20 protein-coding genes are annotated in these 20,150 nt (G+C 69.6%); 9 read left to right on the top strand and 11 right to left on the bottom strand.

Going from position 1 to position 20,150, the window contains the following annotated elements; translation table 11 throughout:
• Positions 1 to 17: 17 nt before the first annotated feature.
• The 3 genes from eutC to eat form a co-directional block, all read right to left on the bottom strand.
• Positions 18 to 845: an ethanolamine ammonia-lyase subunit EutC gene (eutC, locus tag RCO38_RS22860; protein ID WP_308330810.1), complete on the bottom strand. Its 828-nt coding sequence runs from the start codon at positions 843 to 845 to the stop codon at positions 18 to 20.
• Positions 842 to 2,176 (bottom strand): ethanolamine ammonia-lyase subunit EutB, encoded by a 1,335-nt coding sequence (locus RCO38_RS22855; protein WP_374694577.1) that lies wholly within the window; start codon positions 2,174 to 2,176, stop codon positions 842 to 844. The genes eutC and RCO38_RS22855 overlap by 4 nt, the downstream gene beginning before the upstream one ends.
• Positions 2,177 to 2,277: 101 nt before the next feature.
• Positions 2,278 to 3,672 (bottom strand): ethanolamine permease, encoded by a 1,395-nt coding sequence (gene eat / locus RCO38_RS22850; protein ID WP_308330808.1) that lies wholly within the window; start codon positions 3,670 to 3,672, stop codon positions 2,278 to 2,280.
• Between the two features lie 240 nt (positions 3,673 to 3,912).
• On the opposite strand from eat, the gene RCO38_RS22845 reads away from it, so the two are divergent.
• The 4 genes from RCO38_RS22845 to RCO38_RS22830 all read left to right on the top strand — a co-directional run bounded on the left by RCO38_RS22845 (position 3,913) and on the right by RCO38_RS22830 (position 8,168).
• Positions 3,913 to 4,926 carry a helix-turn-helix domain-containing protein gene (locus RCO38_RS22845; protein WP_308330806.1) on the top strand — a complete coding sequence of 338 codons (1,014 nt, stop codon included), beginning with the start codon at positions 3,913 to 3,915 and terminating at the stop codon, positions 4,924 to 4,926.
• A gap of 116 nt (positions 4,927 to 5,042) precedes the next feature.
• Complete coding sequence (locus tag RCO38_RS22840) at positions 5,043 to 5,678, top strand: LysE/ArgO family amino acid transporter (protein WP_308330804.1); 636 nt, start codon at positions 5,043 to 5,045, stop codon at positions 5,676 to 5,678.
• Between the two features lie 11 nt (positions 5,679 to 5,689).
• Positions 5,690 to 7,357: a flavin monoamine oxidase family protein gene (locus tag RCO38_RS22835; protein WP_308330803.1), complete on the top strand. Its 1,668-nt coding sequence runs from the start codon at positions 5,690 to 5,692 to the stop codon at positions 7,355 to 7,357.
• A 4-nt stretch (positions 7,358 to 7,361) separates the two neighbouring features.
• On the top strand, positions 7,362 to 8,168 hold the full coding sequence (locus RCO38_RS22830) for a carbon-nitrogen hydrolase family protein (protein ID WP_308330802.1): 807 nt from the start codon (positions 7,362 to 7,364) through the stop codon (positions 8,166 to 8,168).
• Here RCO38_RS22830 and RCO38_RS22825 read toward each other — a convergent pair.
• The 6 genes from RCO38_RS22825 to RCO38_RS22800 all read right to left on the bottom strand — a co-directional run bounded on the left by RCO38_RS22825 (position 8,158) and on the right by RCO38_RS22800 (position 13,573).
• Positions 8,158 to 8,973, bottom strand: a complete 816-nt coding sequence (locus RCO38_RS22825; RefSeq protein ID WP_308330800.1) for a S1 family peptidase — start codon at positions 8,971 to 8,973, stop codon at positions 8,158 to 8,160. The two genes, RCO38_RS22830 and RCO38_RS22825, sit on opposite strands and share 11 nt — an antisense overlap.
• A 77-nt stretch (positions 8,974 to 9,050) precedes the next feature.
• Complete coding sequence (locus RCO38_RS22820) at positions 9,051 to 9,842, bottom strand: S1 family peptidase (RefSeq protein WP_308330798.1); 792 nt, start codon at positions 9,840 to 9,842, stop codon at positions 9,051 to 9,053.
• 4 nt (positions 9,843 to 9,846) lie between these two features.
• Positions 9,847 to 10,848 (bottom strand): LysR family transcriptional regulator, encoded by a 1,002-nt coding sequence (locus RCO38_RS22815; RefSeq protein WP_308330797.1) that lies wholly within the window; start codon positions 10,846 to 10,848, stop codon positions 9,847 to 9,849.
• Positions 10,849 to 10,931: 83 nt separating this feature from the next.
• Entirely contained in the window at positions 10,932 to 11,315 is a 384-nt protein-coding gene (locus RCO38_RS22810; RefSeq protein WP_308330796.1) for a DUF4189 domain-containing protein, read from the bottom strand.
• 112 nt (positions 11,316 to 11,427) lie between these two features.
• Entirely contained in the window at positions 11,428 to 12,345 is a 918-nt protein-coding gene (locus tag RCO38_RS22805) for a hydroxymethylglutaryl-CoA lyase (RefSeq protein ID WP_308330795.1), read from the bottom strand.
• Between the two features lie 7 nt (positions 12,346 to 12,352).
• Positions 12,353 to 13,573 (bottom strand): CaiB/BaiF CoA transferase family protein, encoded by a 1,221-nt coding sequence (locus RCO38_RS22800; protein ID WP_308330794.1) that lies wholly within the window; start codon positions 13,571 to 13,573, stop codon positions 12,353 to 12,355.
• A 120-nt stretch (positions 13,574 to 13,693) separates the two neighbouring features.
• Here RCO38_RS22800 and RCO38_RS22795 point away from each other — a divergent pair, with 120 nt between their 5' ends.
• The 3 genes from RCO38_RS22795 to RCO38_RS22785 all read left to right on the top strand — a co-directional run bounded on the left by RCO38_RS22795 (position 13,694) and on the right by RCO38_RS22785 (position 17,628).
• Complete coding sequence (locus tag RCO38_RS22795; protein ID WP_308330792.1) at positions 13,694 to 14,614, top strand: LysR family transcriptional regulator; 921 nt, start codon at positions 13,694 to 13,696, stop codon at positions 14,612 to 14,614.
• A 76-nt stretch (positions 14,615 to 14,690) separates the two neighbouring features.
• Positions 14,691 to 15,389, top strand: coding sequence for a haloacid dehalogenase type II (locus RCO38_RS22790; protein ID WP_308330791.1), 699 nt, complete (start codon positions 14,691 to 14,693; stop codon positions 15,387 to 15,389).
• 34 nt (positions 15,390 to 15,423) lie between these two features.
• Positions 15,424 to 17,628: a malate synthase G gene (locus tag RCO38_RS22785; RefSeq protein WP_308330790.1), complete on the top strand. Its 2,205-nt coding sequence runs from the start codon at positions 15,424 to 15,426 to the stop codon at positions 17,626 to 17,628.
• 121 nt (positions 17,629 to 17,749) lie between these two features.
• Here the strand turns inward: RCO38_RS22785 and RCO38_RS22780 are convergent, their stop codons facing one another.
• Complete coding sequence (locus tag RCO38_RS22780; protein ID WP_308330789.1) at positions 17,750 to 18,151, bottom strand: tautomerase family protein; 402 nt, start codon at positions 18,149 to 18,151, stop codon at positions 17,750 to 17,752.
• Positions 18,152 to 18,153: 2 nt separating this feature from the next.
• Positions 18,154 to 18,360 (bottom strand): hypothetical protein, encoded by a 207-nt coding sequence (locus tag RCO38_RS22775; RefSeq protein ID WP_308330788.1) that lies wholly within the window; start codon positions 18,358 to 18,360, stop codon positions 18,154 to 18,156.
• Positions 18,361 to 18,498: 138 nt separating this feature from the next.
• On the opposite strand from RCO38_RS22775, the gene RCO38_RS22770 reads away from it, so the two are divergent.
• Complete coding sequence (locus RCO38_RS22770; RefSeq protein ID WP_308330787.1) at positions 18,499 to 19,425, top strand: LysR family transcriptional regulator; 927 nt, start codon at positions 18,499 to 18,501, stop codon at positions 19,423 to 19,425.
• Between the two features lie 5 nt (positions 19,426 to 19,430).
• A complete protein-coding gene (locus tag RCO38_RS22765; protein ID WP_308330786.1) occupies positions 19,431 to 20,138 on the top strand; it encodes a hypothetical protein in 708 nt (235 codons plus the stop codon).
• The last annotated feature ends 12 nt before the right edge of the window (positions 20,139 to 20,150 follow it).

Below are 20,150 nucleotides of genomic sequence, written 5' to 3'. Positions count from 1 at the left end.
AAACGGTTCAATCCAGTTTAACCAGACAGCCCCTGCGACGGAGCGGCCGTGACCATGGGCAGGCCGCTGTGGTCCTTGAGACCGACGCCGGTCAGACCCAGGCGCAGGCCTTCGTGCACCAGCCAGGCCAGGCGGCGCGCGGCCGTGACCGTGTCTTGCCCGGCGGGGCGCACGTTGGAGATGCAGTTGCGTTCGGCGTCGCTGCGCCCGACGCGCGGTGCGTGGGTGAGGTAGATGCCCACGCTGTCGGGCGAACTCAGGCCAGGGCGCTCGCCCACCACCATGGCCACCATGCGGGCGCCCAGCAGCTCGCCCACCTCGTCGGCCACCGCCACCCGGGCCTGACCCACCAGCACCGGCGGGCTCTGGACGAAGGCCCCGCCCAGGGCCTCGCGGATGGCGCCGAACAGGGCCACCGTGTGGCGCTGGATGCCCAGGGCCGACAGGCCGTCGCCCACCACCAGGGCCAGGTCGGGCGCCGGGTTGTCCTCGCGCCAGGCCTGCAGGGCAGCCACGCTGGCCTCGTCCAGCCGGCGCCCCAGATCGGGGCGCAGCAGGTACTCGTGTCGGTCGTGGGCCCGGCTGTGCAGGCGCAGCGGCGCGGGCCAGCCGTCGGCCTGCAGCTGCCCGGCCAGCACATCCACGTCCAGCGGCAGGTGGATGGCGTCGCGCGCCTGCGCGTGCGCCAGGGTGAAGCCCAGCACCTCGCGCGTGGGCAGGCTGGCGCCGGTGCGGCCGAGCGCAATGCGCGCGGGGGTGAAACGCCGCAGGTGGGCCCAGGGGTCGGCGCCAGCGTCGATGTCCTGGCGCGGTGCGTCCGGCACGGACAAGAGGTCCTTCGTCATGCCGGCTCCGGCAAGGTCCACAGGCGCTGCGACAGCGGCAGCTGGGCGGTGGCGGGCAGCAGGCGCCCATCGGCGCCGGTCACCCCCACCCGCTGCAGCCAGGCCTCGAACTCGGGCGCGCGCTTCAGCCCCAGCAAATCGCGCAGCACCAGCGCATCGTGGAACGAAGTGCTCTGGTAGTTCAGCATGATGTCGTCGGCGCCGGGCACGCCGATCAGGAAGTTCAGACCCGCGCTGGCCAGCAACACCATGAGGTTGTCCATGTCGTCCTGGTCGGCCTCGGCGTGGTTGGTGTAGCAGATGTCGCAGCCCATGGGCAGGCCCAGCAGCTTGCCGCAGAAGTGGTCCTCCAGCCCGGCGCGGGTGATCTGCTTGCCGTCGTAGAGGTATTCGGGCCCGATGAAGCCGACCACGGTGTTGACCAGCATCGGCCGGTAGCGCCTCGCCACCGCATAGGCGCGGGCTTCGCAGGTCTGCTGGTCCACCCCGTGGTGGGCGTTGGCCGAGAGGGCGCTGCCCTGCCCGGTCTCGAAGTACATGACGTTGTCGCCCACCGTGCCCCGCTTCAATTCCAGCGCGGCGGCGTGCGCCTCGTCCAGCACCGACAGCGTGATGCCGAAGCTGCGGTTGGCCGCCTCGGTGCCGGCGATGGACTGGAACACCAGGTCCACCGGCGCGCCGAGCTGCATGGCCTGCAGCGTGTTGGTGACGTGGGTGAGCACGCAGCTCTGTGTGGGCACGCCGCCACGCTCGATCACTTCGGCCAGCACGTGGTTGAGGCGCACCAGATCGGGCACGCTGTCGGACACCGGGTTGATGCCGATCACCGCGTCGCCCGCGCCGTGCAGCAGGCCGTCGATCAGGCTGGCGACGATACCGGCCGGGTCGTCGGTCGGGTGGTTGGGCTGCAGCCGCACAGAGAGATGACCGCGTTGGCCCACCGTGTTGCGAAAGCGCGTGACCACCTCGCGCTTCTTCGCCACCAGCATCAGGTCCTGGTTGCGCATGAGCTTGCTGACCGCGGCCACCATCTCGGGCGTGAGCCCGGGCGAGAGCCGCTCCAGCGCCGCGGGCGTGGCGGCGTCGGACAGCAGCCAGTCACGGAAACCGCCGACCGTCAGACCGCTGACCGGCGCGAAGGCGGTGCGGTCGTGGCCGTCGATGATCAGGCGCGTGACCTCGTCGCCCTCGTAGGGGATGAGCGCCTCGTCCAGGAAGCGCTGCAGCGGCACGTCGGCCAGCACCCAGCGCGCGGCCACCCGCTCCTGCTCGGTGGCCGCGGCCAGGCCGGCCAGGGCGTCGCCCGAGCGCAAAGGCGTGGCCTTGGCCATCACCTCGCGCAGGCTGCCGAAGCGGTGGTTCTGCAGTCCCAACGTCGCGCTCAGATTCACGTCAGCGGCTCCTTGTGGCGGGTCCGGTCATGGGGTGGATTTCATTCTGCCGCAGCGGCCAGCATGGCGTCGTGCGGCGCCGCATCGCGCTGTGCGGCGGTCAGGCGGAAGTAGGCGTAGCCCAGCACCATCAGCCCCAGGAAGATGAGCGATAGCAGCTGGTTGAAATACACCACCGCCGCCAGGCAGACCAGTCCGCAGCCGATGGCGATCGCAGGGAACAGCGGGTAGAGCGGCGCGCGGAAGGGACGGTCCAGCAGGGGCTCGGTGGCGCGCAGCTTGAACAGCGAGGCCATGGACATGATGTACATGACCAGCGCGCCCAGCACCGCCATGGTGACGATGTTGGCCGTCAGCGGCAGGCCGCCGATGGTGACCCACTGGTCGCTGAACACCGCCGCGATGCCCACGATGCCGCCACCGATGAGGGCGTTGACCGGGGTGCGGAAGCGCGGGTGCACCTTGGCGAACATCGCCGGCAGGTAACCCGCACGCGCCAGGGCGAACATCTGGCGCGAGTAGCCCAGCACGATGCCGTGGAACGAGGCCACCAGGCCGAACAGTCCGATCCATACCAGCATGTGCAGCCAGCCGCTGGACTCGCCCACCACCATCTTCATGGCCTGGGGCAGTGGGTCGTTGATGTTGGACAGCTTGGACCAGTCGCCCACGCCGCCGGCCATGACCATGACCAGGAAGGCCAGCGCCACCAGGGTCAGGATGCCGGTGATGTAAGCGATGGGAATGGTGCGCTTGGGGTCCTTGGCCTCTTCGGCGGCCATGGCCGCGCCTTCGATGGCCAGGAAGAACCAGATGGCGAACGGGATGGAGGCGAAGATGCCGGCCCAGGTCGCGCCGCTGAACTCGGCCGAGCCGGCCCAGCCGTTGGCGGTGAAGTTAGCCAGCGACCAGCCCGGGGCGACGACGCCGGCGAACACCAGCAGCTCGATCACCGCGAGGATGGTGACGAACAGCTCGAACGCCGCCGCGATGCCCACACCCACCGCGTTGAGGCCGATGAAGATCACGTAGGCGCCGACGGCGGCCCACTTCGGGTCCAGCGCCGGGTACTGCACGTTCAGGTAGGCGCCGATGGCCAGCGAGATGGCCGGCGGCGCGAACACGAATTCGACCAGCGTGGCGAAGCCGGCGATGAAGCCGCCGGTGGGGCCGAAGGCACGGCGCGCGTAGGCGAACGGGCCCCCGGCGTGCGGGATGGAGGTGGAAAGCTCGGTGAAGCTGAAGATGAAGGTGGTGTACATCAGCGCCACGAACAGCGTGGCCAGCAGGAAGCCCAGCGTGCCGGCGCTGGCCCAGCCGTAGCTCCAGCCGAAGTACTCGCCGGAGATGACCAGGCCGACGGCGATGCCCCAGAGGGAAAAGGTGCCCAGCACGGGCTTGAGCTCCCGGGCGACCTGAGTGGATGCGGTGGACATGGGACGTTCTCTTGTGTGTGGATGAAAAGCCCGAACGGCTCGGGCGGCCTGACGCGCAGTGTGGGTCGCCGGCCCGCTTCGCCCTATCCCGGATCGGAAACACGCCCCGCCGTGGCGCACTTTTTCCGAAACGGGATAGCCCGGACCGGTGCACCCCCGGGTTTTCCCGCCGTGCGCCCGTGGCACGGAACTTGATACTCCCGCTGCACCCCGGCGCCGCGTGCGCCGAAGGAGCCCGCCATGCCCGCTGCCTGCCCCACCCCGCCGACCGCCTTCCGCGTCAAACGCACGCGCGAGGTGGACGTGCACGCCCGCAACCTGGACGCCTGGGACCAGGACTATGTGCAGACCTCGCCCGGCGTGTTCCAGGGCCAGGTGCGCGAGCTGTTCGACGGCCCGCTGCAGGCCTTCGAGGAAGTGGCCAACTGCGCCACCAGCCAGCACTGCCGGCCCTGGCGCGGAGGTGTCTGGCTGGGCCTGTCGGTGCCCGAGCGACCCGAGGGCCTGCGCTTCATGGGCCGCCCGGTGGGGGGCCACGAACTGATGATCTCCGATGGCAGCGAGGCCTTCGACCTGCAGGTGCCCGCGGGTCACGGGCTGTACGGCCTGGTGTTCGACCCGGCCGAGTTGCAGGCCCATGTGCGCATGCGCGACCAGTCCGACGCCGCCCCGGTGCGCGGGCCGGGCGTGCGGGTGCAGCCTCTCACGCCGACCCAACGCTTCCGTCTCGTGGGGTTGATGCGCGAAGTGCTGCGCGGCCTGGAGGCCGACCCCGGCGCGCTCCAGCACGAGGCGAGCCGCCGCAGCCTGCGCGAGGCGCTGTTCTCTGTGCTGGGCGACACCCTCATGCCCGATGGCCAGGCCGACGCCGTGACGCCGCGCCAGCAGCGCCGGCAGGACGTGGTGCGCCGCGTGCGCGAACTGGTGACCGAACAGCCGCAGGAGTACCTGGGCGTGGAACGGCTCTGCGAGGTGCTGCACATCACCCGGCGCACGCTGCAGAACTGCTTCCAGGACAGCCTGGGCATCAGCCCCGCCAGCTACCTGCGCCTGGTGCGGCTGAACGCGGTGCGGCGCGAGCTGCGCGACGCGGATTCGGGCCAGACCATCGGCGACGTGGCCGCGCGCTGGGGCTTCTGGCACATGGGCCATTTCAGCCACGACTACAAGGCGCTGTTCGGAGAGACGCCGTCGTGTACACGTGAGCCCCCACGCTCCGCCGCTGCGCGGGTCGCTGCCCCCCGAGGGGGCTGATCCGGCTAGGGGCGGCCCGGCGCCGGATCGCCGCTCCAATCAAGCGGTATTTAACCAACTCGATTTCGAGTTGAAATGATTTAACAAAGCGGCGCACGGCGGCAGACTCCTGCCCCATGACCCTCGCATTCCCCACCTTCACCGCCGGCATGGTGCTCAGCATGTCGCTCATCATGGCCATCGGCCCGCAGAACGCGCACGTGCTGCGCATGGGCCTGCAGCGCCAGCACCTCTGGCTCACCGTTGCCGTCTGCGCGCTGGCCGACATCGTGCTCATCTCGCTGGGCGTGTTCGGCCTGGCCCGGCTCGGCGGCCTCTCGGACAAGCTGCTGGGCGCGCTGATCGGCGCCGGCGTGCTGTTCCTGGGCGTGTACGGCTGGCAGGCGTTCCAGCGCTTTCTCAAGCCGCAGACCCCGGTCGCGCCAGCACAAGCCACGGCCGCGGCACACCCGGCGCCGGTGACGCAGCACCAGGCCATCCTCTCGGCCCTGGCCTTCTCCTGGCTCAACCCGCACGCCTGGCTGGACACCGCCGTGCTGATCGGCACCGCCTCGCTGGCCTACGGCCCTGGCAGCAAGGCCTTCGGCCTGGGCGCCGCCACCGGCTCGGTGGTCTGGTTCCTGGTGCTGGGCGCCGCGGCCTTCTGGCTCGGCCGGCGACTGAACTCGCTGCACCTCTGGCGCGCACTGGACGGCGCCGTGGCGCTGATGATGTGGGGCACGGCCGCCTGGCTGCTGGCCGGATTGTTCTGAGAGGAGACACCATGAGCGCCACCCGCCCCGCCTCCGCCCCGGTCACCATCTTCGGCCCTGACTTTCCCTTCGCCTACGACGACTGGCTGGCCCACCCGCAAGGCCTGGCCCAATTGCCGACCAGCGCGTACGGCACCGAGGTCGCCATCGTCGGCGCCGGCATGGCCGGCATGACCGCGGCCTACGAGCTGATGAAGCTCGGCCTCAAGCCCGTCATCTACGAAGCCTCGCGCATGGGCGGGCGCCTGCGCTCGCAGCCCTTCGAGGGCGGCCAGGGCGTGGTGGCCGAGCTGGGCGGCATGCGCTTCCCGGCCTCGTCCACCGCTTTCTTCCATTACGTGAAGCTGCTCGGGCTTGAGGCCAAGCCCTTCCCCAACCCGCTCACGCCCGCTGCCGGCAGCACGGTGGTCGACCTGGAAGGCCAGACCCACTACGCGCGCACCCTGGCCGACCTGCCGCCGCTGTTCCGCGAAGTGGCGGACGCCTGGGCCTCCGCGCTGGAAGAGTTGGGTTTCGGTGATCTGCAGCAGGCCCTGCGCCAGCGCGACGTACCCATGCTCAAAGCGCTGTGGAGCCGGCTGGTGCCGCTGTGGGACGACCGCACCTTCTACGACTTCGTCGCGCAGTCCGAGGCCTTCTCGAAGCTCTCGTTCCGCCACCGCGAGGTGTTCGGCCAGGTGGGCTTTGGCACCGGCGGCTGGGACTCGGACTTCCCCAACACCATGCTGGAGATCCTGCGCGTGGTGCTGACCGGCTGCGACGAAGACCAACACCTGATCGTGGGCGGTGTGCAGCAGGTGCCGCTGGGCCTGTGGCAGCACGCACCGGCGCAGGTCGCGCACTGGCCGGCGGGCACGTCCCTCGCCAGTCTGCACGGCGGCGCCACACGGCCGGGCGTCACCGCCATCCGCCGAGCCCCATCGGGACAGCTGGCCATCACCGACAGCTGGGGCACCGAGCGCGAGTACCCCTCGGTGCTCGTGACCTGCCAGAGCTGGCTGCTGACCACACAGATCGCCGTCGAAGAAAGCCTGTTCTCGCAAAAGCTGTGGATGGCGCTGGACCGCACGCGCTACATGCAGTCGAGCAAGACCTTCGTGATGGTGGACCGGCCGTTCTGGAAGGACATCGATCCCGCGACCGGCCGCGACACGCTGAGCATGACGCTCACCGACCGGCTCACGCGCGGCACCTATTTGTTCGACAACGGGCCCGACAAGCCTGCGGTGATGTGCCTGAGTTACGCCTGGATGAGCGACGCGCTCAAGATGCTGCCGCACCCACCCGCCCGGCGTGTGCAGCTGGCGCTGGAGGCCCTGCGCAAGATCTACCCCACCGTGGACATCGCCGGCCACATCGTCGGCGACCCGATCACCATCTCCTGGGAAGCCGACCCCTACTTCCTCGGCGCCTTCAAGGGCGCCCTGCCCGGTCACTACCGCTACAACCAGCGCATGTACGGCCACTTCATGCAGGACCGCCTGCCCGCCGCCGAGCGCGGCATCTTCCTCGCGGGCGACGACATCTCGTTCACACCCGCCTGGGTCGAGGGTGCGGTGCAGACTTCGCTGAACGCGGTCTGGGGCATCGTCCACCAGCTTGGCGGGCAGTGCCCAGCAGAGAACCCCGGCCCCGGAGAGTTGTATCCCACCCTCGGCCCCGTGGCCTTGCCAGAATGACAACGTGAACGACCTTCGCATCGCGCTCTGGCAGACCCCGCACCCGGCGAGCCTCGCCGAGGCACTGCAACGACTGGACACCGCCTGCGCGCAGGCACGGGTTCAGGGCGCCGACCTGCTCATCACGCCCGAGATGTTTCTCACCGGCTACGCCATCGGTGCCGACCGCGTGGCGGCCCTGGCCGAACCCGCGGACGGGCCGATGGCGCAGGCCGTGGCGCGCATCGCGCAGCACCATGGCATCGCCATCGTCTGCGGCTACCCGGAACAGAACCCGGACGGACGGCCGTTCAACGCGGCACAGGCCATCGGCGCCGATGGCACACGGCTGATGAACTACCGCAAAACCCATCTGTTCGGCGACCTGGACCGCGCGCAGTTCAGCGCGGGCGACGCGGCTTCACAGGTCTTCGAATGGCGCGGCTGGCGCCTGGGCCTGCTGATCTGCTACGACGTGGAATTCCCGGAGACCGTGCGGCTGCTGGCGCTGCAAGGGGTGGACGCAGTGCTGGTGCCGACCGCCAACATGGTGGGATACGACGAGGTGCAGCAACTGCTGGTGCCGGCCCGTGCCTGCGAGAACCGCGTGTTCGTGGCCTACGCCAACGCCTGTGGCAGCGAAGGCTCCGTTCACTATGGCGGTGCCAGCACCGTCGCCAGTGCCCGCGGGCATCTGTTGGTGACCGCCCAGCGGCACGCGACGCTGATGGTCTCTGCGCTCGATCCCGGCGAGCTGGTCGACGCCCGGCAGCACAGCCAGCTGCCAACCCGCCGACCCGGGCTCTACCAGCCGCTCGCGGTCAGAGAATGACCGCGCCAGGTGCCTGGGAGCGCACGAACTCCAGCACCGACGGCGTTTGAAGGTTGGTGAACAAGGTGTTCACCGTGGCCTTCTCACCGCAGGGCGCCTTCGGCCCGCTCGATGCCACGCCGACCATCGCCGGCCCGCCCGGCAGCACGCGGTACATCGGTCCACCCGAGTCACCAGGGCACACGTTGCTCTGGCTGCCGTCGAACGTGAAGCCCAGGCTCTGCTCGTTCACCACGGACAGGTTGGCGGCGCCCACCGCAAGCCAGCCCGTGGGCTCACCCCATCCAGCGAAGGTGACGGCCTGTCCGGGCGCCGCCGCCTGACTGGCCAGAATGGGCATGGTGGGATTGGGCAGACCGGCGGGGAATGTCACCACCGCCACATCGTTGGGAGTGGGCGGGCCCGATCCGTCATAGCCTGGATGCAACGCCCATTTCTTGGCGGCGAGCCCTTTGGCGCTGGCGTCGGTCTTGAAAAGAGCCGCCAGGACATACCTGGGGCTGCCTTCCAGGCAATGAGCCGCCGTGATCACATGGGTGGGCGATATGCGGGTGCCTGAACAGGCCACTTGCTCTCCATTGGCCCGCGCGATGAGCAGGTACACCACCGGCGTGCTCTTGAACGACACGCAGGACGCCCCGTTGACCACCTTGGGCTGAGCGCCCGCACTGTTGCACAGCGCCGTGGGCTCCAGGTTCACAGGTTCGGCCCCATCGCCTCCCCCGCAACCGGCGAGCACCGCCGACGTCAGCACGGCGGCGCAGCCGCTCCTCCAAACGAAACCCGTCCATCCTGTCTGGTTCATAGACCCTCCCTTGAGATGTGACATTATGTATCAGCATCTCTTCTCAGCGCTCTTCGGCGCTTCCCGGATCTTGGATCTCAGAGGTAGGCCGCCTCGGGCGCCTGCGCGCGGATGAAGTTGCTCACCGCCGGACTCTGCACATTGGTGAACAGCGAGCCGTCGCCCTTGCCACAGTCGGCCACGGTGCCCGAGGACGTGATGCCGATCAGCGCGGGCTGCCCGCCCGCCGTGCGGTAGGCCGGGCCGCCCGAGTCGCCGTTGCAGGTGTTGCTCAGCTCGCCCGAGTAGGTGTAGCCGATGCTGGTCTCGGTGACCGTGGTCAGGGTCGCGAAGCCGACCGCCAGGTCGAAGCCGGGCGCGCCCCAGCCCGCCACATAGACCGGCTGACCGGGTGCGGACGGCTGGCTCAGCAACACCGCCATGGTGGGGTTGGGCAGCGCCTGCTGCAGCACGATCACCGCCGCGTCGTTGACCAGCGCGTTCGAGCCGCGCTGGTACTGCGGGTGCACCGCCCAGCGGCTGGCGGGCACACCGACCACCGTGCCGTCCGCGCGCCAGAGCCCGGCGAGCACACGCCGGGTGCCGGCCGGCAGGCAGTGCGCCGCCGTGACGATCTTGGTGGGCGTGACCAGCGTGCCAGAACACACCGCCGTGCCCGAGCTGGTGGCGACGTTGAGCAGGATGACCGACGAACGCTCCGGCGCCCCGCAGTTGGCGCCGTTGAGCACCTTGGGCTGCAGCCCCAGGCTGCCGCACATGGATTCCGCGCTGGGCAGCGAGGCATCGTCGCCGCCCCCGCACGCTGCCAACAACACCGCCGTGGCGGCCGCGGCCACCGTGGTCATCCATCCCTTGCCGATCCGATTCATGGGTTCACCCTGTTGGTTGAGAAATGGGAAAGGGCCCGCTGAGCGGCCCCGTTGCAGCCGCCAATGTACCGCCGCCGGCCCAGAAATCCGTCTGCGCGTAGTGGTGCTTGAGAAAGTCGATCCACAGCCGCACCCGCAGCGCCAGGTGCTTGCGCTGGGGGAACAGCGCATAGATGCCGTTGGGCGGCGCGGCGTATTCGTCCAGCACGGTCTCGAGCCGGCCGGCCGCGATGTCGGCCTCCACTTCCCAGGTGCTGCGCCAGGCGATCCCGTAACCGGCCAGGCACCATTCGCGCAGCACCTGCCCGTCCGAGCAGTCCAGCGGACCGCCGGGGCGCAGGTGCACGATCTCGGCCTCGGCCCCCGGCGCGGCGTCCTCGCCCGGGGGCATGCGGAACGCCCAGCCCCGGGTCTGCGAGGCGTCGGACGAGAGGGTCAAGCAGTCGAAGCGCGCCAGATCGGCTGGCGACGCGGGCCGGCCGTGCCGCCGCAGGTAGTCGGGTGTGGCCACGCACATGCGGCGGTTGTCCGCCAGGCGCACGCTCACCAGCGACGAGTCCGGCAGGTCGCCCACCCGCACCGCGCAGTCGTAGCCCTCCCCCGCAAGGTCGACCACCCGGTCGCTGAGGTTGAGCGAGATCGTGACCTCGGGGTGCAGCTCGCGGAAGCGCGGCACCAGCGGCGCCACGTGGCGCCGTCCGAAGCCGGCGGGGGCCGTGATGCGCAGGTGGCCGCTGGCCTTGACACCACCCGCGCTGACGCTGGCCTCGGCGTTGGCCAGGTCGGTCAGCAGGCGCTGGCAGTCCTCGATGAAGGCGCTGCCCTCATGGGTGAGCGTGATGCGGCGCGTGGTGCGCACCATGAGCTTGACGCCCAGGCGGGATTCCAGCGCATCCAGCCGCCGGCCGATGATGGCCGGCGCCACGCCCTCGGCCTTGGCGGCGGCCGTCAGGCTGCCGCGCGTGGCGACCGAGACAAAGGTTTCCAGCTGCTTGAGCTTGTCCATGGGCCCGCAGATTACCCCAACAAAAGGAGGCAATCAACGGGACTTTTGGACGGATTTTTTACCTGAGTGTGGAGTCGGGGTGGTCAGTTGCACTGGGCCGGCAAATTCGGGATCACGCCACAGTTGAGGCCACCCTTGGCTGTGCAGGCGTTGTTGGCCGCCGTCTGTGCATCGAATGCGGTGCCCGCCGCGGCCACCCCCCAAACCCAGCCGCCCGAACTGCCCGAACCGGAGGCAATCGCGCCGCACTCCTCGAACTGCAGCACCACCTGGCAATCGCCGGCGTCGCACTCGTCGCGTGCCGCGTCGTTGGCGATCGACTGGGTCAGGGCTTCGGACGCAATGCCCACCCGCTTGGTCGATTCGCTGACCGCAATGGCGCCGTGATAGTCGTCGTCGCTGCCCCCGCAGGCCGCCAGCGTCGCGGCGGCGATCAGCGCCGCACCCCAGGTCCACAACTTTTTCATGGGTGTCCTCCACCGGAAAGATTGATTGGCATGAACGCCCGATGCGCCCACCGCAGACAGTCTATGCCAGTGGCGCGGCCGCGTCTTGATCCAGATCGCAACCGCATGTGAATCAGGCGCGCCAGCCTTTGGGCAGGCCGGCTTCGGGCGTCATGCCGTAGAGCGGCTCGCCCGGCAGACCGGCTCGGAGCGGTTCGCGCGCCGCGATCAGCGTTTGCAGGTCCACGCCGGTGGACACCCCCATGGCCTCGAACATGAACACCAGGTCTTCCGTCACCACGTTGCCGCTGGCGCCGGGCGCGTAGGGGCAGCCGCCCAGGCCGCCGAGCGAGCTGTCGAAGCTGCGCACGCCCACGTCGTAGGCCGCGAGGCAATTCGCCAGGCCCAGGCCGCGGGTGTTGTGCATGTGGGCTGCGCCGGCCTTCTCGCCCAGCTCGGCGCGCAGACGGGTGAACAGGCGCCTGACTTGTGCAGGATTCGCCATGCCGGTGGTGTCGGACAGCCCAACCTCGTCCACGCCCGCATCCGCACAGGCCACGGCCAGCGCGATCACCTCGTCCTCCGGCACCAGCCCCTGCAGCGTGCAACCGAACGCTGTGGACAGGCCCACCTCCACCGGCACCTGCGGCGCAACCTCGCGGCGCAGCGCCACCACCTCGCGCAGCTCGGCCACCATCTGCTCGCGCGTCTTGCGCACATTGGCCAGCGAATGCGCCTCGCTGGCCGACACCGGCAGGGTGAGCTTGTGCACCCCCGCCGCCAGCGCGGCCTCGGCGCCGCGGCGGTTGGGCACCAGGGCCATCACCGTCAGACCCGGCAAGGTGACGGCGTGGCGCACCACCTCCGCCACGTCGGCCATCTGCGGCAGCAGCCTGGCGGGCACGAACGAGCCCACTTCGATTTCGCGCAGGCCGGCCGCGGCAAGGGCGTCGATCCAGCGACACTTGTCCGCCGTGGGCATGGTGGCCTGGACGGACTGCAGGCCATCGCGCGGCCCCACTTCGCTGATGTGAACGTCGGGAGTGCTCATGCCAGCCTCACGCGACCGCCCGCTGGCGGCGCAACTGTTCGATGTCGGATTCCGCATAGCCCAGACCGTGCAGCAGCTCGGCGGTGTGCGCCCCCATCGCCGGCGGGTCCAGCCGCACGCCGGGGCGCTGGCCGTCCAGTGTGAACGGGAACAGCGTGGTCTTGACAGTCTGGCCGGCGCGTTCACCGTCGGGCAAGGTGATGTCGGCCAGGCCCCCCGTGGCCAGCAGGTGCTCGTCGGCGTACAGCTCCTCGGGCTTGCGGATGGGGGCGAACGGCAGGCCGACCTTCTCGAACAGCGCAGCCAGATCGGCCGCCCGCCAGCGCGCCAGCCGCTCGCGCAGGATGGGCAGCAGCTGCGGCCGCAGCTTCACACGGGCGTTGTTGTCGGGGTATTGCGGGTCGGCCTTGAGGTCGGCAAAACCCAGCGCGTCGCAGAAGGTCACCCACTGCGGATCGCTCACGGCCGCCAGGAAGATCTGCTCGCCGTCCTTCACCGTGAACACGTCGTACACCGCCCAGGCCGAGATGCGTTCGGGCATGGGCGCGGCGGCCTGGCCGGTGATGGCGTACTGCAGCATGTGCTGGCCGACCAGGAACACGTTGTTCTCGAACAGCGCGCTCTGCACCTCCTGGCCCCGGCCGGTGATGCCGCGCTGGATCAGCGCGCCCAAGGCGCCGATGGCACCGAACATGCCGCCCATGATGTCGTTCACGCTGGTGCCCGCGCGCAGCGGGTCACCCGGCCGGCCGGTCATGTAGGCCAGGCCGCCCATCATCTGCACCACCTCGTCCAGCGCGGTGCGGTGGTCGTAGGGGCCGGGCAGGAAGCCCTTGAGACTGATGTAGATGCAGCGGGGGTTCACCTGCGAGAGCGACGCGTAGTCCAGCCCGTATTTGCCCATGGTGCCGGGCTTGAAGTTCTCGGCCACCACGTCGGCGCTGGCGGCCAGGCGGCGCGCCACCTCGGCGCCCTCGGCCTGGCGCAGGTCGATGGCGATGCTCTTCTTGTTGCGGTTGAACAGCGGAAAGAAACCCGCGCCAGAGCCCAGCAGGTGGCGCGTGCGGTCGCCTTCGATGGGTTCGACCTTGATTGTCTCGGCCCCCATGTCGGCCAGCACCATGCCGCAGGTGGGGCCCATGACCATGTGGGTGAATTCAACGACGCGCAGGCCGGCGAGCGGCAGCGCTCGGGTGGGGGCGGCGGCGCCCCCGGCAATCTGGTTCATGCAATGTCTCCGTTCCGGGGCTTCGGTGTTTCCCCCGGTGAGGGCAGTTTAGGCTTTACCAAAACAGCTCAAAGCGGTATTTTTGCCTCCATGGTTTTCCGTTATGGAAAATCTCAACCCATGCGCGACCTGGACCTCACCAACCTGCGGCTGTTCGTGGCCGTCTGCGACCACCGCAACATTGTCCGCGCCGCCGCCGCAGCCCACCTGACGGCCAGCGCGGTCAGCAAGCGCCTGGCCCAGCTCGAGGCGCAGATCGGCACGCCGCTGCTGGTCCGGCGCCGCCACGGTGTCGAGCCCACGCCCGCCGGCGAGAGCCTGCGCGAGCATGCCCGCGAACTGTTGCTGGGCGCCCAACGCATCGAACGCGACATGGCCGCGTTCGCGGCCGGGCTGCGCGGCCAGGTGCGCCTGCTGGCGACCGCGTCGGTCATGGCGGCGCCACTGGCCGAGGACGTGGCGGGCTTTCTGGCCCAACCGGGACATGACGGCATCCAGGTGGAACTGGCCTCGCGCTCCGGCGCCCAGGTGGTGCAGGGCATCCGCGACGGCGTGGCCGCGCTGGGCATCTGCTGGCACAGCCCGCACGGCGCCGACCTGCGCGGCCTGGCGCACGCCCCCTACCGCAGCGACCGGCTGGGGCTGGTGGTGCCCCGGGACCATGCGCTGGCCGGACTGCCGCGGGTGCGGCTGGTGCAGGCGATGGACAACTCCTTCGTCGGCCTGCCGGTGGACAGCGCGGTGCAGGCGCTGATGCTGCGCGCCGCGGCCGAGCTGGGCCAGACGCTGCGCTACCGCATGATCGTGACCGACTTCAAGGCCGCGTTGCGCGTGGTGGCCACGCGGCTGGCGGTCGGCGTGATGCCGGTGGCCGTGGCCCAGCCCCGGACCGACAGCCTGGGCCTGGCCGTGGTGCCGCTGGACGAGGCCTGGGCCGAGCGCCGCTTTGCGATCTGCTTTCGCGGCGAGGCCGATCTGGTCCCGGCTGCCCGGGTGCTGCGGGACCACCTGGTACAGCAGGCCGCCACCGCGGCGCCCTGATTACCCTCTTTTTTGTCACAGATAAGTCCGACATCAGGCCATTAATCAGGAGACAAGTCTCGAATAAAGTGACGGGATGGAAAAACCCCGTGCGGTCCTGTTCGATGCCTACGGCACGCTGTTCGATGTGTACAGCGTGGGCTTGCTCGCCCAGCAGCTGTTCCCGGGCCAGGGCGCCCGCCTGGCCACCGTCTGGCGCGACAAGCAGATCGAATACACCCGGCTGGTGACCACCAGCGAGCACGGCGCGCACTACCGCCCGTTCTGGGAACTCACGCAAGCCGCGCTGGCCTACGCCATCAAGCTGATCGAGCCGGCCGCGCGCAGCGACTGGGCCGCCTACGAGGCCAAGGCCACGCAGCTGATGAACCAGTACCGGCACCTGAGCGCTTTCCCGGAAAACCGCGAGGTGCTGCAGGCCCTGAAAAGCCGCGGCATCGTCACCGGCATCCTGAGCAACGGCGAGCCGCAGATGCTGGGCATCGCCGTGCGCAGCGCCGGCCTGGAGGGTTTGCTGGACCACGTGATCAGCGTGGACGGCGTGCGCAAATACAAGACCCACCCCGACGCCTACGCGCAGGGCGAGAAAGTCACCGGACTCTCGCGCCAGCAGATCGTGTTCGTCAGCAGCAACGCCTGGGACGCGCTGGGCGCGACCTGGTTCGGCTACCGCACGCTGTGGGTGAACCGCCAGAACCAACCCTTCGAGGAACTGGGCACGCCGCCCACGCGCACGGCCACGAACCTGCGCGAAGTCCTCGCCTTCTTCGACTGATTTCCTTTTCTCTTTGAACCGACGGAGTCCCTCCATGACGCAACGCACCACGATTCACGGTCTGCAGGTTTCCACCGACCTGTACGAGTTCATCAACGGCCAGGTCCTGCCCGGCACCGGCGTGAGCGCCGAGACCTTCTGGCAGGGCTTTGACAGCATCGTGGCCGACCTCGCACCCAAGAACGCCGCCCTGCTGGCCGAACGCGACCGTCTGCAGGCCGAGCTGGACAAGTGGCACAGCGCCAACCCCGGCCCGATCACCGACATGGTGGCTTACCGCAAGTTCCTGGAAACCATCGGCTACCTCGTGCCCGAGCCCAGGAAGGTCAAGGCCACCACCAAGAACGTGGATGACGAGCTGGCCACCCAGGCCGGCCCGCAGCTGGTGGTGCCCATCCTGAACGCCCGCTACGCGCTGAACGCCGCCAACGCGCGCTGGGGTTCGCTCTACGACGCGCTCTACGGCACCGACGTGATCTCTGAAGACAAGGGTTGCGAGAAGGTCGGCAAGAAGGGCGGCTACAACCCCAAGCGCGGTGCCAAGGTCATCGAGTACTGCCGCTACGTGCTGGACCGCTGCGCCCCGCTGAAGAAGGGCTCGCACGTCGGCTCGACCGGTTACAAGGTCAACAAGGACGGTGAACTGGTCGTGGGCCTGGCCGAAGGCGGCACCTCCAAGCTGGCAGACAAGAGCCAGTTCATCGGTTTCCAGGGCGAGGCCAAGGCACCGACTGCCGTGCTGCTCAAGCACAACGGCCTGCACCTGGAAATCCAGATCAACCGCAGCACCGCCATCGGCAAGACCGACGCCGCCAGCGTGAGCGACCTGGTGGTCGAAGCCGCGCTGTCCACCATCCTGGACCTGGAAGACTCCGTCGCCGCCGTGGACGCCGAGGACAAGGTGCTGGCCTACCGCAACTGGCTGGGCATCCTGCAGGGCACGCTGACCGAGTCGTTCGAAAAGGGCGGCAAGACCCTGACCCGCGGCCTGAACGCCGACCGCGAGTACACCGGCCCCAACGGCAAGAAGGTCCGCCTGCATGGCCGCTCGCTCATGTTCGTGCGCAACGTGGGCCACCTGATGACCAACCCGGCCATCCTGTGGGGCGCCGAAGGCAAGGAGATTCCCGAAGGCATCATGGACGCGATGGTCACCACCGCCATCGCCATCCACGACCTGAAGAAGGGCAAGAAGGATCCGGTCCGCAACTCGCGCAAGGGCTCGGTCTACATCGTCAAGCCCAAGATGCACGGCCCGCGCGAAGTGGCCTTCGCCTGCGAACTGTTCAGCCGCGTCGAGAAGGTGCTGGGCCTGGCCGACAGCACGGTCAAGCTGGGCATCATGGACGAAGAGCGCCGCACCTCCGTCAACCTCAAGGCCTGCATCGAAGCCGCCGCCAGCCGCGTGGCCTTCATCAACACCGGCTTCCTGGACCGCACCGGCGACGAGATGCACACCGCCATGCTGGCCGGCCCCATGGTGCGCAAGGGCGACATGAAGACCAGCGCCTGGATCCAGAGCTACGAGCGCAACAACGTGCTGGTGGGCCTGGGCTGCGGCCTGCGCGGCAAGGCGCAGATCGGCAAGGGCATGTGGGCCATGCCCGACCTGATGAAGGCCATGCTGGAGCAGAAGATCGCCCACCCCAAGGCCGGCGCCAACACCGCCTGGGTGCCCTCGCCCACCGGCGCCACGCTGCACGCCCTGCACTACCACCAGGTGCTGGTGTCCGACGTGCAGAAGGAGCTGGAGAAGGTCAAGGCCGACAAGCTGCGCGACGACCTGCTGACCGGTCTGCTGACCGTGCCGGTGAGCGCCAACCCGAACTGGACCGAGGCCGAGAAGCAGGCCGAGCTGGACAACAACATCCAGGGCATCCTGGGTTATGTGGTGCGCTGGGTGGACCAGGGCGTGGGCTGCTCCAAGGTGCCCGACATCAACGACATCGGCCTCATGGAAGACCGCGCCACGCTGCGCATCAGCAGCCAGCACGTGGCCAACTGGCTGCACCACGGCATCGTCACCGAGCAACAGGTGCGCGACACCTACGAGCGCATGGCCGCCAAGGTGGACAAGCAGAACGCCGGCGACAAGCTCTACCAGCCCATGGCCGGCAACGTGGCTACCAGCAAGGCCTACCAGGCCGCCCTGGACCTGGTGTTCAAGGGCAAGGAACAGCCGAGTGGTTACACGGAGCCGCTGCTGCACGCCTGGCGGTTGAAGGTGAAACAGGGCTGACACCCCCGCCGCGCTTCGCGCGACCCCCTCAAGGGGGCGGCATCAGCGGCCCGGCGAAGCCGGTTCCGCGATGCCCCTGGACCATGCAACGGCGCCTTCGGGCGCCGTTTTCTCTGGGTGTCTACAAGGTGGCGCGCGCCAGCTGCCGTGCCCGCTGCGTCCGGCCACCGTAACCCCAGTCCGTCGCCGGCAGCTCGCGCACCGTGACGTAGCTCGCCACCTCAAACCCGCCATCGGGCGTCAGCTGGCGCTGCAGCTCGTCGAACGCGGCGGCGATGAAGCGGGCCTTCTCTTCCTCGGTGTTGGTGCCGGCCGTGATGCCGATCTCCAGCATTGCCGCGGTGCCCTGCACCGTGCGCCCGCCGACGCACCAGCGGGCCCGTGGCAGGTCGTCGATCACCACCGCGGTGACCTCCGGCCGCTTGTGCAGGATGTCGGCCGTCAGGCGGGTGAGCGCGGCGGCCAGCGCCTGGTAGCGCTCGGGGTTCTGCAGCGGGGTGACTTTGAGCAGCAGGGTGGGCATGTTCAGCCTTCCATCAGGCGGACGGCCGGGGCGCCGTGTGCCCGGTGTGCCGCGAGGCCGCGGACCAGGGCGCGCAGCCGGTCGGTGGTGGCGCCACCGAAGCGCTGCACCGCGGCCCGTCGCTCGCGCTCGGCTTGGTGCAACAAGGCGTCGAACAGGGCCGCGTGGGCCTGGGGTGTGAGGGTCTGGTGAAGGTGTTCGGTGCGCATGGCGGGCTCCTGTTGGCGATGAATGAAGGGGTGAACGGACTCTAGGCAAAGCCCCTTCCGCGGGAAACGGCGGACCGCTCAAAACGGTTTTGCAGTCCGTGCAAGGCCCTGCGCACCGGCCCGCACTACCATCGCCGCATGGACGCGCTCGCCTTCGACGACCTCAAGCTGTTCGCCCGGGTGGCCGCGCTGGGCAGCCTGTCGGCGGCGGCGCGCGAGCGCGACGTGCCGGTCAGCCAGGTCTCGCGCGCGCTGACCCGGATCGAGAAGACCTGCGGCGCGCGCCTGGTTCACCGCTCCACCCACGGGCTGTCGCTCAGCGCCGAGGGCGAGACCTTTCTCGAACACTGCCACCGCATCACCGGCGCACTCGACGGGCTGCAGGCCGACTTCGCGCAGCAGTCGGGCGAGGCGCGCGGCCTGGTGCGTGTGGCGGCCAGCACGGTGATCGCGCAGTACCTGCTGCTGCCCAGCCTGAACGCGCTGAACCGGCAGCACCCGCAGCTGCGTGTGGAGCTGGAGGTGAGCGACCGGCTGGCCGACATGGCGCGCGAGGGCATCGACATCGCGATCCGCACCAGCACCGAGCTGCCCGAGACCCAGGTGGCGCGGGCCCTGGGCCAGCTCGGTCGCGCGCTCTACGCCTCGCCCGCCTACGCGGCCCGCGCCGGCCTGCCGCAGCACCCCGACGAGCTGCCCCGCCACCGCCTGATCAGCAACACCGCGGCGCCGCACCTCAACCGCTGGCCGTTCCTGATCGACGGCGCGCCCTGCCGGCGGACCGTCGACGGCTACTGGCGCACCAACGACACCGGACTGGCCGCCAGCATGCTGGTGCAGGGCCTGGGCATCGGCCGTCTGGCCACCGTGGCCGCCGCGCCCCTGGTGCAGCAGGGCCTGCTGGTGCCGGTGCTGGCCGGCTTCGTCGACCCGCAGCCGGTGCCGCTGTACGCGGTGACCGCCAGCGCGCGCCAGCGGCTGCCCAAGATCCGGGCCTGCATCGACTTCTGGGCCGGCTGGATCGCCCACGACCGCACGCCCGAACTGGCGGCCTCGGTGGGGTGACCGCGATGCACACCCCCATCTTCCTGGCGCGCGCCCTGGGGCTGGCCCTGCCCCTGCTGGTGGCGACACCGGCACCGGCGCAGGCCCCGTCCGCCCGGTGGCAGGCCGTGTGCGAGGCGCAGCTGCCGCCGACCGTGGTCGAGGTGGTGGCCGAGCCGGCGCCGATCCGCCACCGCCAGGACCGCAGCGTGGCCGACCTGATGCAGATCCAGCGCCTGCCGCAGGAGAACGCCTACACCCTCGGCCTGACCGAGATGCGGCTGGGCACGCGCATCGCCTTTCGCAGCCCGACGCTGAGCCACCCGCGCGAGCGCCTGGTGTGCATGCGCCCGGCCATCACCGTCACGCTCAGCCTGGACCCGCACGTGGTGTCGGTGGCCAGCGAGTTCCAGGAGGGGAGCTGCGCCCACCGCCACATCCTGGCGCACGAGATGCGCCATGTGCAGGTCAACCAGCTCACGCTGGTGAACGCGGCCGAGCGCATGCGCGAGGGCATGCGACAGTCCTTCGGCAACAAGGTCTATTACGGCGAGGCCGCCGAGCTGCAGGAGCGCCTGACGCGCCACATCCGCGAGCAGTGGTTGCCCTGGGTCGATGCGCAGATGAAGCACACGCTGCAGCGCCACCGCGAGATCGACACGCCCGAGGAATACGCGCGCAACCGCACCGCGTGCGGCGGCGAGATCGCGCGCACGCTGGACGCGCTGCGCTGAACCTGGAACCGG

This window comes from Hydrogenophaga pseudoflava, assembly GCF_031020795.1.
GTDB lineage: Bacteria > Pseudomonadota > Gammaproteobacteria > Burkholderiales > Burkholderiaceae_C > Hydrogenophaga > Hydrogenophaga pseudoflava_A.
This window is presented reverse-complemented; position numbering and strand designations above follow the sequence as displayed.

Excerpts from the sequence above, each read along its gene's own strand:
- eutC (WP_308330810.1), bottom strand. The coding sequence starts at position 845 with ATGACGAAGGACCTCTTGTCCGTGCCGGACGCACCGCGCCAGGACATC.
- RCO38_RS22855 (WP_374694577.1), bottom strand. The coding sequence starts at position 2,176 with ATGGCCAAGGCCACGCCTTTGCGCTCGGGCGACGCCCTGGCCGGCCTG.
- eat (WP_308330808.1), bottom strand. The coding sequence starts at position 3,672 with ATGTCCACCGCATCCACTCAGGTCGCCCGGGAGCTCAAGCCCGTGCTG.
- RCO38_RS22845 (WP_308330806.1), top strand. The coding sequence starts at position 3,913 with ATGCCCGCTGCCTGCCCCACCCCGCCGACCGCCTTCCGCGTCAAACGC.
- RCO38_RS22840 (WP_308330804.1), top strand. The coding sequence starts at position 5,043 with ATGACCCTCGCATTCCCCACCTTCACCGCCGGCATGGTGCTCAGCATG.
- RCO38_RS22835 (WP_308330803.1), top strand. The coding sequence starts at position 5,690 with ATGAGCGCCACCCGCCCCGCCTCCGCCCCGGTCACCATCTTCGGCCCT.
- RCO38_RS22825 (WP_308330800.1), bottom strand. The coding sequence starts at position 8,973 with ATGAACCAGACAGGATGGACGGGTTTCGTTTGGAGGAGCGGCTGCGCC.
- RCO38_RS22820 (WP_308330798.1), bottom strand. The coding sequence starts at position 9,842 with ATGAATCGGATCGGCAAGGGATGGATGACCACGGTGGCCGCGGCCGCC.
- RCO38_RS22815 (WP_308330797.1), bottom strand. The coding sequence starts at position 10,848 with ATGGACAAGCTCAAGCAGCTGGAAACCTTTGTCTCGGTCGCCACGCGC.
- RCO38_RS22810 (WP_308330796.1), bottom strand. The coding sequence starts at position 11,315 with ATGAAAAAGTTGTGGACCTGGGGTGCGGCGCTGATCGCCGCCGCGACG.
- RCO38_RS22805 (WP_308330795.1), bottom strand. The coding sequence starts at position 12,345 with ATGAGCACTCCCGACGTTCACATCAGCGAAGTGGGGCCGCGCGATGGC.
- RCO38_RS22800 (WP_308330794.1), bottom strand. The coding sequence starts at position 13,573 with ATGAACCAGATTGCCGGGGGCGCCGCCGCCCCCACCCGAGCGCTGCCG.
- RCO38_RS22795 (WP_308330792.1), top strand. The coding sequence starts at position 13,694 with ATGCGCGACCTGGACCTCACCAACCTGCGGCTGTTCGTGGCCGTCTGC.
- RCO38_RS22790 (WP_308330791.1), top strand. The coding sequence starts at position 14,691 with ATGGAAAAACCCCGTGCGGTCCTGTTCGATGCCTACGGCACGCTGTTC.
- RCO38_RS22785 (WP_308330790.1), top strand. The coding sequence starts at position 15,424 with ATGACGCAACGCACCACGATTCACGGTCTGCAGGTTTCCACCGACCTG.
- RCO38_RS22780 (WP_308330789.1), bottom strand. The coding sequence starts at position 18,151 with ATGCCCACCCTGCTGCTCAAAGTCACCCCGCTGCAGAACCCCGAGCGC.
- RCO38_RS22775 (WP_308330788.1), bottom strand. The coding sequence starts at position 18,360 with ATGCGCACCGAACACCTTCACCAGACCCTCACACCCCAGGCCCACGCG.
- RCO38_RS22770 (WP_308330787.1), top strand. The coding sequence starts at position 18,499 with ATGGACGCGCTCGCCTTCGACGACCTCAAGCTGTTCGCCCGGGTGGCC.
- RCO38_RS22765 (WP_308330786.1), top strand. The coding sequence starts at position 19,431 with ATGCACACCCCCATCTTCCTGGCGCGCGCCCTGGGGCTGGCCCTGCCC.